General features: G+C 66.1%; 11 protein-coding genes and 1 pseudogene. All 12 read right to left on the minus strand.

The annotated features are described in order from the left end of the window. Window positions 1–11: 11 nt before the first annotated feature. Window positions 12–725 carry a biotin--[acetyl-CoA-carboxylase] ligase gene (locus GON01_RS11425; protein ID WP_157027474.1) on the minus strand — a complete coding sequence of 238 codons (714 nt, stop codon included), beginning with the start codon at window positions 723–725 and terminating at the stop codon, window positions 12–14. 91 nt (window positions 726–816) lie between these two features. After that, on the minus strand, window positions 817–2,301 hold the full coding sequence (gene nuoN / locus GON01_RS11430; RefSeq protein WP_157027475.1) for an NADH-quinone oxidoreductase subunit NuoN: 1,485 nt from the start codon (window positions 2,299–2,301) through the stop codon (window positions 817–819). A gap of 108 nt (window positions 2,302–2,409) precedes the next feature. Next, window positions 2,410–3,951: an NADH-quinone oxidoreductase subunit M gene (locus GON01_RS11435; protein ID WP_157027476.1), complete on the minus strand. Its 1,542-nt coding sequence runs from the start codon at window positions 3,949–3,951 to the stop codon at window positions 2,410–2,412. Beyond that, window positions 3,948–5,981 (minus strand): NADH-quinone oxidoreductase subunit L, encoded by a 2,034-nt coding sequence (gene nuoL, locus GON01_RS11440; protein ID WP_157027477.1) that lies wholly within the window; start codon window positions 5,979–5,981, stop codon window positions 3,948–3,950. Before nuoL ends, GON01_RS11435 begins: the two co-directional genes overlap by 4 nt. Before the next feature lie 124 nt (window positions 5,982–6,105). Next, window positions 6,106–6,411 carry an NADH-quinone oxidoreductase subunit NuoK gene (nuoK, locus tag GON01_RS11445; RefSeq protein ID WP_181600059.1) on the minus strand — a complete coding sequence of 102 codons (306 nt, stop codon included), beginning with the start codon at window positions 6,409–6,411 and terminating at the stop codon, window positions 6,106–6,108. Further along, on the minus strand, window positions 6,408–7,019 hold the full coding sequence (locus GON01_RS11450; protein WP_157027478.1) for an NADH-quinone oxidoreductase subunit J: 612 nt from the start codon (window positions 7,017–7,019) through the stop codon (window positions 6,408–6,410). Before GON01_RS11450 ends, nuoK begins: the two co-directional genes overlap by 4 nt. A 15-nt stretch (window positions 7,020–7,034) precedes the next feature. Continuing rightward, window positions 7,035–7,520 carry an NADH-quinone oxidoreductase subunit NuoI gene (gene nuoI / locus GON01_RS11455; RefSeq protein WP_157027479.1) on the minus strand — a complete coding sequence of 162 codons (486 nt, stop codon included), beginning with the start codon at window positions 7,518–7,520 and terminating at the stop codon, window positions 7,035–7,037. A gap of 113 nt (window positions 7,521–7,633) precedes the next feature. Further along, window positions 7,634–8,665 (minus strand): annotated as a pseudogene (gene nuoH / locus GON01_RS11460) (NADH-quinone oxidoreductase subunit NuoH); the annotation flags it as partial. 94 nt (window positions 8,666–8,759) lie between these two features. Then, on the minus strand, window positions 8,760–10,763 hold the full coding sequence (nuoG, locus tag GON01_RS11465) for an NADH-quinone oxidoreductase subunit NuoG (protein ID WP_157027480.1): 2,004 nt from the start codon (window positions 10,761–10,763) through the stop codon (window positions 8,760–8,762). Window positions 10,764–10,897: 134 nt separating this feature from the next. Continuing rightward, on the minus strand, window positions 10,898–11,566 hold the full coding sequence (locus GON01_RS11470; protein WP_157027481.1) for a hypothetical protein: 669 nt from the start codon (window positions 11,564–11,566) through the stop codon (window positions 10,898–10,900). 78 nt (window positions 11,567–11,644) lie between these two features. Continuing rightward, complete coding sequence (locus GON01_RS11475) at window positions 11,645–12,352, minus strand: hypothetical protein (RefSeq protein WP_157027482.1); 708 nt, start codon at window positions 12,350–12,352, stop codon at window positions 11,645–11,647. A 3-nt stretch (window positions 12,353–12,355) separates the two neighbouring features. After that, window positions 12,356–13,654: an NADH-quinone oxidoreductase subunit NuoF gene (gene nuoF / locus GON01_RS11480; protein ID WP_157027483.1), complete on the minus strand. Its 1,299-nt coding sequence runs from the start codon at window positions 13,652–13,654 to the stop codon at window positions 12,356–12,358. Window positions 13,655–13,685 lie beyond the last annotated feature (31 nt).

Genomic DNA, 13,685 nt, shown 5'->3' on the forward strand with positions numbered 1-13,685 from the left:
CTTGGCCCCCTTCAGATCAGAAACACATCGCCGGCATGGATCACTTGCACCTCGCCAGAGGCCAGGCGCAAGCGGAGCGCGCCGTCCGCGTCAAGGCCGTCGAACAGGCCGTCGAACAGGCCGTCGATCGCCGCCTGGTCCGGCAGGCGCACGGACAGCGCCGTTCCCGGCGGATGCGCCCGTTCCAGCCAGCGCCGGCGCACCGGCTCCAGCCCGCTGCGCCAGACCGCCAGCCAGCGCGCGAACGCCTCGGCCAGGTCGCGCAGGAACAGCTCCGGATCGGGCGCGCCGAGTCCCTGCGCCGCGACGCTGGTCACGGCCCGACCCAGCCCCTCGGGAGAATGCGCGAGATTGACGCCGATGCCGACGACCACGGCGTCCCCGCTGCGCTCCAGCAGGATGCCGGTCAGCTTCGCGCCTTCGATCAGCAGGTCGTTCGGCCACTTGATCGTCGGCGTCGCGCCATAGGCCCGCAGCACTTCGTCCAGCGCGACCGCGGCGACCATCGCCAGCGTCGCCGGATTGGGATCCCCCGGCCGCAGCCGCACCAAATTGCTCGCGTACAGATTGCCCGGCGGCGACACCCAGGCGCGGCCCTGCCGTCCCCTGCCCGCCGTCTGCTCGACCGCGCGCAGCCACAGCCCCTCGCCGGCCCCCGCCGCGGCAAGCGCAAGCATGTCGGCATTGGTCGACGCGGTGGAAGGGACGGTCCGGATGTCGATCATCAAAACCCGTTCGTTTCGAGCGAAGTCAAGAAACGATCAGCTCCGAAGCAAGCGCTTCTCGACTACGCTCGAAGCGAACGGACTCAGGAACTTAGAACAGCGCCTGCGCGGCCTGGGTGCTGAACAGGCCCAGCGCCGGGATCAGGAAATAGCCGAGCGGCGACACGGCGAGCGCGGTCGCCGCGATCAGCCCGCCCTCGATCCGGCTCTCGACCCGGTGATAGGCCGGCGCCGGCTCGTCGAAGTACATCGTCTTGACGATCATCAGGTAATAGAAGGCGCTGATCACCGATGCCGCGATGCCGATCGCGGCGAGCGGCCACAGCCCGGCCTTCACGGCGGCGTCGAACACCACGAACTTGGCCCAGAAGCCGAGCAGCGGCGGCACCCCGGCCAGCGAGAACATGAAGATCGCGAACGCGGCCGCCAGCCCGGGATGATTGCGCGACAGCCCGGACAGGCTGGCGATCGTCTCGACATTGTTCCCTTCTGAATCGCGCATCTGCAGCACGACCAGGAACGAGCCGACCGTCATGACGAGATAGATCGCCATATAGGTCATCACCGACGCCACCCCGTCCGGGCGGCCCGGCTGCACGGCGGCGAGCCCGATCAGGGCGAAGCCGATATTGTTGATCGTCGAATAGGCCAGCAGCCGCTTGATGCTCTTCTGGCCGATCGCGGCCACCGCGCCCAGGACGATCGAAGCCAGCGCGGAGAAAATCACGATCTGCCGCCACGATTCGTAGGCCGGCCCCATCGCCTCAACGGCAAGCCTGATCATCAGGCCCATCGCTGCCATCTTCGGCGCGGAGGCGAAGAAGGTCGTCACCGGCGTCGGTGCGCCTTCGTACACGTCGGGCGTCCACATATGGAACGGCACGGCGCTGATCTTGAACGCGATGCCCGCCAGCGCGAACACCAGGCCGAACAACATGCCGGTCGAAAGCGGGCCGGCCCCGACGATGGTGGCAAGCGTGTCGAACTGCGTCGTGCCCGTGAACCCGTAAAGCAGCGTGATGCCGTAGAGCAGGATGCCGCTCGCCAGCGCGCCCAGCACGAAATACTTCAGGCCGGCTTCGGCGGAGCGCGCGTCCCGGCGCATGAAACTCGCGAGCACATAGCCGGCAAGGCTCTGCAGCTCGAGGCCCACATAGAGCGTCAGCAGGTCGGAAGCCGACACCATCATGCCCATGCCGACCGAGGAAAGCAGGATCAGCACCGGATATTCGGCGCGCAGGCGCCCGCCCCGCCGCTCGAAAAAGTCCGGCCCGGCGATGATCGCCACCGCGGCCGATCCGTAGATCAGCACCTTGGAGAAGGCCGAAAACGCGTCCGCCTTGTAGAGTCCTCCGAATGCCGACCCCCAATTCTCGAATCCGAGAATCGGCAGGTTCAGGCTCGCCGGCGCATGCGTTGCGGCGATGCCGGCCAGGACCAGCAGGACGACCGCGATCCAGCCGACGGTGCGCGTCGAGCCGTCGCCCGCAAAGGCGGCGACCATCATCAGCGCGATCGCGCCGATCGAGAGGATCAGCTCCGGAAGCGTGATCAGGAGGTTCTGAGCGTAATCCATATTACCTCGTCACCCCGGCGAAAGCCGGGGCCCACCTGCCCTTTGCGGCAAGGCAGCGAAGAAGAAATTGAGTGCCGGCTTTCGCCGGGACGGCGGCAGACGCGTGCATCAGTGCGCCTCCCCTTCGGCATGGGCCGTCGGCATCCGGCGTTTGCCGACCGCGAAGTCCGGATCGAAGCGCGGCTTCGCGCGGTCGACGCGGGCGACCAGCGAGCCGATGTCGTTGCGCATCGGCTTCAGGAAGCTTTCCGGATACACGCCCATCCACAGCACCACCGCCGCGATCGCGCCTAGGCTGATCAGCTCGCGGCCGTTGAGGTCGGGCATCGCCGCGGCGTCCGGCTTGTCGGAAACGCCGAACGCGATGCGCCAGTAGAGGTACAGCATATAGCAGGCGCCCAGGATGATGCCGGTCGTGCAGACCGCCGTCGCCCAGCTGCTGACCTGCCACGCGCCCATCAGCGACAGGAACTCGCCGACGAAGCCGCTGGTGCCGGGCAGGCCGATCGAGGCCATGGTGAACAGCATGAACAGCAGCGCGTAGCGCGGCATGTTGTTCGACAGCCCGCCATAGCGCGCGATCTCACGCGTATGCAGCCGGTCGTAGATCACGCCCACGCACATGAACAGCGCGCCGGAGACCAGGCCGTGGCTCAGCATCACCATCATCGAGCCTTCCAGGCCCTGGCGGTTGAACGCGAACAGCCCGATCGTGACGATTGCCATGTGCGCGACCGACGAATAGGCGATCAGCTTCTTCATGTCGTTCTGCACCAGCGCGACCAGCGAGGTATAGACGACCGCGACCCCGGACAGCACCAGGATCAGCCAGATCAGCGCCGACGACGCTTCCGGGAACATCGGCAGCGAGAAGCGGATGAAGCCATAGCCGCCCAGCTTCAGCAGCACGCCGGCCAGGATCACCGAACCCGCAGTCGGCGCCTGCACGTGCGCGTCCGGCAGCCAGGTATGGACCGGCCACATCGGTACCTTGACCGCGAAGCTTGCGAAGAACGCCAGCCACAGCCAGCTCTGCGCCTCCACCGGGAAATCGGTCTGCATCAGCGTCGGGATATCCGTGGTGCCGGCGTAATTCGCCATCCACAGCATCGCGATCAGCATCAGCACCGATCCGAGCAGCGTGTAGAGAAAGAATTTGTATGATGCGTAGATGCGGTTGGCGCCGCCCCAGATGCCGATGATCAGGTACATCGGGATCAGGCCGCCTTCGAAGAAGATGTAGAACAGGAACAGGTCCTGCGCCGCGAAGGTGCCGACCATCAGCACCTCCATCAGCATGAACGCGGCCATATACTCCGGCACGCGCTTCTCGATCGAGGTCCAGCTCGCCAGGATGCAGATCGGCATCAGGAACAAAGTGAGCATGATCAGCATCAGCGCGATGCCGTCGATGCCGAGCGCCCAGGCGAAGCGGCCGAACACGCCGACATGCTCCTGGAACTGCCATTGCGGCGCACCCGGCGACGAATCGAACGTCGCCCACAGCAGGATGCCCAGCGCCAGGTCGACCAGCGTGGCGATCAGCGCCAGCCAGCGCGCGCCTTCGTCCTTCAGGTACAGGCACGCGATGCCCGCCGCCATCGGCACGGCGAGCATGATCGACAGGATCGGAAAGTCGAGCTGGTTCATCCCGCGATCGCCCAGGTCGCGGCCCCGGCGAGGCCGATCAGCATGACGAACGCGTAGGTATAGACATAGCCGGACTGGAGCCGCACGCTGACGCGGCTGGTGCCCGCGACCAGGGCCGCGGCGCCGTTCGGGCCGAACCGGTCGATCGTGCCCTCGTCGCCCTTCTTCCAGAGCAGCCGGCCGAGCGCGAACGCGGGGCGGACGAAGATCAGGTTATACAATTCGTCGAAATACCATTTGTTGAGCAGGAAGGCGTACAGCCCGCGGAAAGTGCCGGCGAAGCGCGCCGGGACGCTCGTGTCCCGGATATAGGCCCACCAGGCGATCAGCAGGCCGGCAAGCATCGCGAACGTCGCCGACAGCTTCACCCAGGTCGGGACCAGGTGCATCTCGTGCATCAGGTGCGCGTCGAAGAACAGGCTGCCCTTCCAGAACTCGGCACCGCCCTCGGCGTCGAGGAACGGCCGCTGGAAAACCCAGCCGGCGAACACCGCGCCCAGCGACAAGGCGATCAGCGGCACCAGCATCGACCAGGGGCTTTCGTGCGGATGATAGCCCGCCGTTCCCTCGGGCGCGTGCACGTCGTGGTGCGGGCTGTCGCCATGCTCGGCCGACGGCGCGTCATGCTCGCCGTGCACCGCATGCTGGATATGTTCCGAAGCGGCCCAGCGGGGCGTGCCGAAGAAGGTCAGGAACACCAGCCGCCACGAATAGAAGCTGGTGAGGAGCGCGGCGAACACGCCGACCGCGAAGGCGATGCCGCCGATCTGGGTCCCGCTCGCGAACGCCGCCTCGATGATCGCGTCCTTCGAATAGAAGCCGGCAAACCCGAACACGCCCGCCACGCCGACGCCGGTGATCGCGAGCGTGCCGATCGTCATCGCCCAGAAGGTGATCGGGATCGATTTCCTCAGGCCGCCATAGAAGCGCATGTCCTGCTCATGGTGCATCGCGTGGATGACCGAGCCGGCGCCGAGGAACAGCAGCGCCTTGAAGAAGGCGTGGGTGAACAGGTGGAACATCGCCGCGCCGTACGCGCCGACGCCCGCTGCAAAGAACATGTAGCCGAGCTGCGAGCAGGTCGAATAGGCGATCACCCGCTTGATGTCGGTCTGGGTCGTGCCGACCGTCGCCGCGAACAGGGCGGTCGCGGCGCCGACGATCGTCACCACGGTCATCGCGGTGTGGCTCGCCTCGAACATGGGCGACATGCGGCAGACCATGAACACGCCCGCCGTCACCATCGTCGCGGCGTGGATCAGCGCGGAGACCGGCGTCGGGCCCTCCATCGCGTCCGGCAACCAGGTGTGGAGGCCCAGCTGCGCCGACTTGCCGCACGCGCCGATGAACAGCAGCAGGCAGAGCAAGGTCATCGTGTCGACCCGGCCGCCGAGGAAGCCCATGGTCGAGCCCGCCATGCCCGGCGCCGCCGCCAGGATCTCGGGGATGGAGACGGTGCCGAACACCAGGAACGTGCCGAAAATGCCGAGCATGAAGCCGAAATCGCCGATGCGATTGACCACGAACGCCTTGATCGCCGCCGCGTTGGCCGACGGCTTGTGATACCAGAAGCCGATCAGCAGATAGGATGCGAGGCCGACGCCTTCCCAGCCGAAGAACATCTGGACCAGGTTGTCCGCCGTCACCAGCATCAGCATCGCGAAGGTGAACAGCGACAGGTACGCGAAGAAACGCGGCTGGCTGTCGTCCTCCGCCATATAGCCCCAGCTATACAAGTGCACGAGCGCGGAGACCGTCGTCACCACGACCAGCATCACCGCCGTCAGCGTGTCGACGCGGAGCGACCAGAGGACGTCGAAGTCGTCGGACTTCATCCACTGCAGCACCGGCACGACCTGAGCCGCCGCATTTCCCGAAAGGAAATCGATGAAGATCGGCCAGCTGAGCGCGCACGACACGAACAGCGCGCCGGTCGTGATCGCCTTGGCAACGGTATTGCCGAGCGCCCGATTGCCCAGCCCGGCCACGATCGCGGCCAGGAGCGGCAGGAAAACGATTGCCTGGATCATCGGTCCCCCTCCCGCTTGCGGGAGGGATTAGGGGTGGGCAGGCCTCCATCGCAGAGCAAGCCAGTCAGGCCCACCCCCGGCCCCTCCCGCAAGCGGGAGGGGAGAAGACGAGAAACGAACACCTTCACCCCCTCAACCTGTCGACGTCGTCCACCGCGATGGTGCCGCGGTTGCGGAAATAGATGACGAGGATCGCGAGCCCGATCGCCGCCTCGCCGGCGGCCACGGTCAGCACGAACATCGCGAACACCTGGCCGACCAGGTCGTGCAGATAGGCGCTGAAGGCCACCAGGTTGATGTTCACCGAAAGCAGGATCAGCTCGATCGCCATCAGGATGATGATCACGTTCTTCCGGTTCAGGAATATGCCGAGCACGCCCATCACGAACAGGATCGCGGACACGACGAGATAATGTTCGAGGCCGATCACAGTTCGACCCCCTCGCCCACCGGCTGATTGACCAGACGCGTCGCCTCATGCGGACGGCGCGCGATCTGGCGGCTCGCGTTCTGCGCGCGGTCGTCGCGGCGGGTGCGGTGGGTCAGCACGATCGCGCCGATCATCGCGACCAGCAGCACCAGCCCCGCCGCCTCGAACACATAAAGGTAGCGCGTATAGAGCAGCTCGCCGATCGCCTGCACGTTGGAGATCGTCGCGGGCGTCGGCCCGATGCGGTTGCTGAGCTCGATCGGGCCGGCGCTGTGCACCGCGACCGCGATGACGATCTCGGCCGCCAGCGCCACCGCCAGCACCGAACCGATGCCAAGATAGCGGGTAAAGCCCGCGCGCAGCTCGGCGAAATCGATGTCGAGCATCATCACGACGAACAGGAACAGCACCGCGACCGCGCCGACATAGACGATGACCAGCAGCATCGCGATGAACTCGGCGCCCAGCAGCAGCATCAGCCCGGCCGCGTTGAAGAACGCCAGGATCAGCCACAGCACCGAATGTACCGGGTTGCGCGCGGTGATCGTCAGGCCGGCCGACAGGATCATCAGGCCTGCGAACAGGTAGAAGGCGAACGCTTGGATCATTTGGGTGGGGGCCGCTTAACGATAGGGCGCATCGGCGGCAAGGTTGCCGGCGATCGCGCGTTCCCAACGGTCACCGTTCGCGAGCAATTTCTCCTTGGTGTAGATCAGCTCCTCGCGCGTCTCGGTCGAGAACTCCAGGTTCGGCCCCTCGACGATCGCATCGACCGGGCAGGCTTCCTGGCACAGCCCGCAATAGATGCACTTCACCATGTCGATGTCGTAGCGCGTCGTGCGGCGGCTGCCGTCCTCGCGCGGTTCCGACTCGATCGTGATCGCCAGCGCCGGACACACGGCCTCGCACAGCTTGCACGCGATGCAGCGCTCTTCCCCGTTCGGATAGCGCCGCAGCGCATGCTCGCCCCGGAACCGCGGCGAGAGCGGGTTGCGCTCATAGGGGTAATTGATCGTCGCCTTGGGCTTGAAGAAATATTTCAGCGTCAGCCAGTGCGCCTGCAGGAACTCCCACAGGGTGAAGGCCTTGATATATTGGGCGATGCTCATGATTTGACCCTGGCAATCGTGCCGTTAGACCGCGGGCACTCGACTATCTCTCGCTCTCCGCTCGTAGTCAGAACATGGGTAACCCGAGCGCCGGAACTGCTTGCTGTGCATGGGTATCGTGTCAGCATCAGGAAGCCTGACACGATGAAAATCCACAGAAGCGACAGCGGCAGGAAGATTTTCCAGCCCAGCCGCATCAGCTGGTCGTAGCGATAGCGCGGCACCGTCGCCTTCACCCAGCTGAACACGAAGAAGAAAAAGAATATCTTCGCAAAGAACCAAATGATGCCCGGCACGGCGTAGAGCGGCGCCCAGTCGATCGGGGGCAGCCAGCCGCCCCAGAACAGCACCGCGTTCAGCGCACACATCAGCAGCACGTTCGCATATTCGCCGAGCCAGAACAGCGCGAACGCCATCGACGAATATTCGGTCTGGTAGCCGGCGACGAGCTCGCTTTCAGCCTCGGTCAGGTCGAACGGCGTGCGCGCCGTCTCCGCCATCGAGGAGATCAGGAACACCACCCACATCGGGAACAGCAGCGGGTTGAAGCCGAAGCCGTTGACGAAGCCGTACAGGCCCCGCTGCGCGTCGATGATGCCCTGCAGGTTGAACGTCCCCGCCCACAGCACGACCGAGATCAGCACGAAGCCGATCGAGACTTCGTAGGAGACCATCTGCGCCGCCGCGCGGAGCGCCGAATAGAACGGGTATTTGGAGTTGGACGACCAGCCGGCGATGATCACGCCGTACACGCCCAGCGACGACACCGCGAGGATGTAGAGCAGCCCGACATTGATGTCGGCGAGGATCATGCCCGGCCCGAACGGGATTACCGCCCAGGCGATCAGCGCGACCGTGAACGTGATGATCGGCGCCAGCAGGAACAGGCCACGGTTCGCCGCGGACGGGATGATCGTTTCCTGCAGGAACACCTTCAGCCCGTCGGCGAAGCTCTGCAGCAGGCCCCACGGACCGACCACGTTGGGACCCCGGCGCAGCGCCATCGCCGCCCAGATCTTGCGGTCCGCATAGATGATCATCGCGACCGCCAGCATCAGCGGCAGCGCGATCAGCAATATGCCGATCAGCGTGGCGACGAACCACCCGGCTTCATAGCCGAGGTATGAGGCGAAGAAATCGGTCATAGCGCGCTCCCGTTCCCCTGCGAAAGCAGGGGTCCAGAGTCACGGGCCCGGAGGCATGGACCCCTGCTTTCGCAGGGGCACGAAGCGAACGCGCTCATTCCGCCGCCTCCGCGAATTCCTGCCCGTGAACGATCTCGGCCGAACAACGCTGCATCGTCGGGCTCGCGCGGCAGATCGCGTTGGTCAGGTAGAAGTCGGAAATCGGATAACCGACCGGGCCCGAGGCCTTGGCCGGCAGCTTCGGCAGCGTCCATTCGAACGGCGCGATCGCCCCGTCGAGGCCCAGCGCAGGGACTTCGCCGATCATCGCCGCGCGGAGCTCCGCGAGCGTGTCGAAGGACAGCGGCTTGCCCAGCACTTCGGACAACGCGCGGAATATCTTCCAGTCCTCGCGCGCTTCGCCCGGCGCGAACACGGCCTGCTGCGCGACCTGCACGCGCCCTTCCAGGTTCACGAAGGTCCCGCTCTTTTCGACATAGGACGCCGCCGGCAGGATCACGTCGGCGTGGTGCGCGCCCTTGTCGCCATGATGGCCGACATAGACCTTGAAGCTGTTGTCGAACTTGGAGAAATCGACTTCGTCGGCGCCCAGGAAGAAGGTCAGCTTCGGGCTCGCCGCCAGAATGTCGGCGATGCCGCCCTTCTGCGCATAGCCGAGCATCAGCCCGCCCATCCGGCTCGCCGCCATGTGCAGCACGTTGAAGCCGTTCCAGTCGTCGCGCACGAGGTTCAGCGGCCCGACCAGCGCCAGCGCAGCGCCGAGCGCCCCCGCCTTCAGCGCGCCGCCGCCGACGATCACCGCCGGCCGCTCGGCCGCGCCGAACGCGTCCGCCGCCGCTTGCGGCAGCTTGCCGAGCAGCCCGAGATCGTTGCCCAGCCATTCGACCTTGTAGGTCAGGTCCGCTTCCGGCCCGATCGCGAACACCTTGGCGCCGCGCCGCACCGCCTTGCGGATGCGCGTGTTGACCAAAGGCGCTTCCAGCCGGACGTTGGTGCCGACCAGCAGGATCGCGTCCGCGTCCTCGATCCCGGCGATCGTCGTGTTGAAATTGACCGCGGCCAGGCTGGAGCAGTCATAGTCCATGCCGGTCTGCCGGCCTTCCAGCAGCTCCGACCCGAACGACTTGAGCAGCGTCTTCGCTGCGTACATCGTCTCGCAATCGACCAGATCGCCGGCGATCGCCGCCATCGTGCCGTCGGCATGCTTGGCGATCTCCGCGAACGCCTCTTCCCAGCTGGCCGGCTGCAATTTGCCGCTCTTGCGCACGAACACCCGGTCGAGACGCCGGCGGACCATGCCGTCGATCGCGTGCCGCGACTTGTCGGACAGCCACTCCTCGTTCACGTCCTCGTTGATGCGCGGCAGCACGCGCATCACCTGCCGCCCGCGGCTGTCGAGGCGGACATTCGAGCCCACCGCGTCGTGCACGTCGATCGACGGCGTCTTCTTCAGCTCCCACGGCCGCGCCTCGAAGCTGTAGGGCTTCTGCAGCAGCGCGCCGACCGGGCAGAGATCGGCGACGTTCCCGGACAACTCGCTGGTCAGCGTCTTTTCCAGATAGGTCGTGATCTGCATGTTCTCGCCGCGCCCGATCGCGCCGATTTCTTCGACGCCGGCGACCTGCTCGGAAAAGCGCACGCAGCGCGTGCACTGGATGCACCGATTCATCGACGTCTTGATGATCGGGCCCATATATTTGTCGGTGACGGCGCGCTTGTTCTCGTCGAACCGGCTGAACCCGCGGCCATAGGCCATCGCCTGGTCCTGCAGGTCGCACTCGCCGCCCTGGTCGCAGATCGGGCAGTCGAGCGGATGGTTGATCAGCAGGAACTCCATCACCCCTTCGCGCGCCTTCTTGACCATCAGGCTGTCGGTGCGGACTTCCTGGTTGTCGGAGGCGGGCAGCGCGCAGCTGGCCTGCGGCTTGGGCGGCCCCGGCTTCACTTCGACCAGGCACATGCGGCAATTGCCGGCGATCGCCAGGCGCTCGTGAAAGCAGAAGCGGGGAATCTCCTTGCCCGCGGCTTCGCAGGCCTGAAGGACGGTCGCGCCCTGCGGGACTTCGACCTCGATCCCATCGACGGTGAGTTTAGGCATACAAAACTAGGCTCCGGGCGGAGCCTCTAGACGGGGGTTATGGCGGGGGCAAGGGATGAACGCGGAACAAGGTGCTCCGGCGCAGGCCGGAGCCCCGGACGCAGGGCCCCGGCCTGCGCCGGAGCACGGAATTCCTACCGCGCCCCCTCGGGCCGGAAGGCCGGGCCGGCATAGGTCATGTCGCCCGCCCAATAGCGCTGGGACACATGATACGCCGCCTGCACGATCGCGCTTCTGAGCTCCGTGCGTCCATAGGCGATCCGGCTGGAGCCCTGGCAGGCCGATAGCCACGGCCCGAGCATCTGGAAGACCTTCATTTCCTGGCTCGATCCCGGATCGGACTTGATCAGCCGCTCGGTGTCGTTCGGGTTGCTCCGCGCGACGCAGTCGGCGGTCAGGAACAAGGTCTTGGTCGGGTCCTCGACGCCCATCGTGTTCTTTTCGACCGGCAGGTCGAATTTGGCGAGATTCACGATGTCGCGCTGCGGCTGCACGCCATATTCGACGAAATCGCGCTTGAAGAGCTCCTCGGCGATCCCGCCGCGCAGCGCGCTGACGCTGACGGCCGTGTTCGCCGCCGTCCGGCAGCTCGCCGCATTGCCGAGCGAGACGCTGCTCCAGTCGACCCGGTCCCCGGTCAGCGGCAGCGTCTTCAGCATCGAGATGGCGGCGCCGCGGTCGGCCTTGACGATGCACTTGCCGGTCTGGACCCCGACCTCGCCCATGCTGTCGTTATCGGCCAGCGCCGGCGTGGCGAAAGCGGCGGCCGAAACCGCGGCGGCAACGATCAAAAGCTTCCCCATGTCACCCTCCTCTGGCGGGAGCGCGCGGCTCCGATGCCCGGCCATCATGCGCTGGGGAAAACGGAATGAAAAGAGGCGTCAGGGCGCCGCGGGGGCGCCGGACTCGGCCGCTTTGGACAGCCAGTAGAGTCCTTCGGCGAGCGCGCCTTTCAGGATGATCTTGGAAAAGGCCAGCGTCTCACCTTTCGGGATGCAGGCGCTGAACCTCGGCACCAGCGCGTTGAAGCGCGCGGTCTCGTCCGACGAGTTGGCGTTCGCGCCCAGCAGCGCGCGCACGCCCGCACCATCCGCGCGGGCCACGCATTCCCCGAATTGCTCCAGCGCGAGCGCGCTTCGCGCCGCGTCCGGAACCGCGTCTCCATAGCGGGCGCGATAACCGCTCGAAGCGACCGTGGAAAACTCGACCGGGGCATCGGCGGTGGGAAACTCGGCCGCATACAGCGCCTGGAAGACGGTGCCGCGGAACACGACCGAGTTGAACTGCAGCTGCCCGCCGCTCAGGCAGGCGTCGCCCGCGGCGTCGAACAGGCTGCGCAGATATTTGCCATAGGCGGCATCGTCGACGCGCATCTCGGCGAACTTCGTCACCCGCCCGCGCGAGCGCGACACCAGGCACTGGGCGAAGGATTCCATCGTCAGCCGGGCGGCGTTCTTGCCGCGATCCTGGATCTGCGCGGCCTTGCGCTGGATCAGCGTGCCGGTTTCCTGTGCCTCGGCGGGCGCGCAGATCGCCGCCGCGAGCAATGCCCCGAAGACCAGCCGGCGCCTCCCTCCCCCTGTTTTCAACGCCTACTCCGCCGCTTGCGCGAAGCTCGACTCGCCCCGCCGTTCGACGATACGGCGCTCCAATTCGGGGCGGAAGTGCCTGATAAGACCCTGGATCGGCCACGCGGCCGCGTCGCCCAGCGCGCAGATGGTGTGGCCTTCGACCTGCTTGGTCACCTCGTGCAGCGTGTCGATTTCCTCGATCTCCGCCTCGCCGGTGCGCAGACGCTCCATCACCCGCCACATCCAGCCGGTGCCTTCGCGGCACGGCGTGCACTGGCCGCAGCTTTCGTGCTTGTAGAAATAGCTGAGGCGCGAAATCGCGCGGACCACGTCGGTCGACTTGTCCATCACGATCACCGCGGCGGTGCCGAGACCGGACTTCAGCTCCTTCAGCGCGTCGAAGTCCATCGGGCAGTCGATGATCTCGTGCGCCGGCACCAGCGGCACGGATGAGCCGCCGGGGATCACCGCCAGAAGATTGTCCCAGCCGCCGCGGATGCCGCCGCAATGCTTCTCGATCAGCTCGCGGAACGGGATGCTCATCGCTTCCTCGACCACGCAGGGCTTGTTCACATGGCCGCTGATCTGGAACAGTTTCGTGCCTTCGTTCTTCGGCCGACCGATGCTCGCGAACCACGAGGCCCCGCGCCGCAGGATCGTCGGCACCACGGCGATCGATTCGACATTGTTGACGGTGGTCGGGCAGCCGTAGAGGCCGGCGCCGGCCGGGAATGGCGGCTTCAGGCGGGGCTGGCCCTTATGCCCTTCCAGGCTCTCCAGCATCGCCGTCTCTTCGCCGCAGATATAGGCGCCGGCGCCACGGTGGACGAACACGTCGAAATCGTAGCCGGAGCCGCAGGCGTTCTTGCCGAGGAAGCCCTTGTCGTACGCCTCGCGGACGGCCGCGAACAGCACTTCGGCCTCGCGGATATATTCGCCGCGGATGTAGATGTACGCCGCCCGCGCGCGCATCGCGAAGCCCGCGATCAGCGCGCCTTCGACCAGCCTGTGCGGATCGTGGCGGATGATCTCGCGGTCCTTGCAGCTGCCCGGCTCGGATTCGTCCGCGTTGATGACGAGGAAGTTCGGCTTACCCGGCTTCGGCTCCTTGGGCATGAAGCTCCACTTCATGCCGGTCGGGAAGCCCGCGCCGCCGCGCCCACGCAGGCCGGACGCCTTCACTTCGTCGATGATCGCGTCCTGGCCGCGCGCCATCAGCGCCTTGGTGTCGTCCCAATCCCCGCGCTTCATCGCGGCATCGATGTGCCACGACTGATAGCCGTACAGGTTGGTGAAGATGCGGTCCTTGTCAGCGAGCATGACGATATCCGGTCGTCACCCCGGCGAAAGC

This window comes from Sphingomonas horti, from assembly GCF_009753715.1.
Taxonomy (GTDB): Bacteria; Pseudomonadota; Alphaproteobacteria; order Sphingomonadales; family Sphingomonadaceae; genus Sphingomonas_B; species Sphingomonas_B horti.

Coding starts and splice junctions, on each gene's coding strand:
- GON01_RS11425 (WP_157027474.1), bottom strand. CDS start 725: ATGATCGACATCCGGACCGTCCCTTCCACCGCGTCGACCAATGCCGAC.
- nuoN (WP_157027475.1), bottom strand. CDS start 2,301: ATGGATTACGCTCAGAACCTCCTGATCACGCTTCCGGAGCTGATCCTC.
- GON01_RS11435 (WP_157027476.1), bottom strand. CDS start 3,951: ATGAACCAGCTCGACTTTCCGATCCTGTCGATCATGCTCGCCGTGCCG.
- nuoL (WP_157027477.1), bottom strand. CDS start 5,981: ATGATCCAGGCAATCGTTTTCCTGCCGCTCCTGGCCGCGATCGTGGCC.
- GON01_RS11450 (WP_157027478.1), bottom strand. CDS start 7,019: ATGATCCAAGCGTTCGCCTTCTACCTGTTCGCAGGCCTGATGATCCTG.
- nuoI (WP_157027479.1), bottom strand. CDS start 7,520: ATGAGCATCGCCCAATATATCAAGGCCTTCACCCTGTGGGAGTTCCTG.
- nuoG (WP_157027480.1), bottom strand. CDS start 10,763: ATGCCTAAACTCACCGTCGATGGGATCGAGGTCGAAGTCCCGCAGGGC.
- GON01_RS11470 (WP_157027481.1), bottom strand. CDS start 11,566: ATGGGGAAGCTTTTGATCGTTGCCGCCGCGGTTTCGGCCGCCGCTTTC.
- nuoF (WP_157027483.1), bottom strand. CDS start 13,654: ATGCTCGCTGACAAGGACCGCATCTTCACCAACCTGTACGGCTATCAG.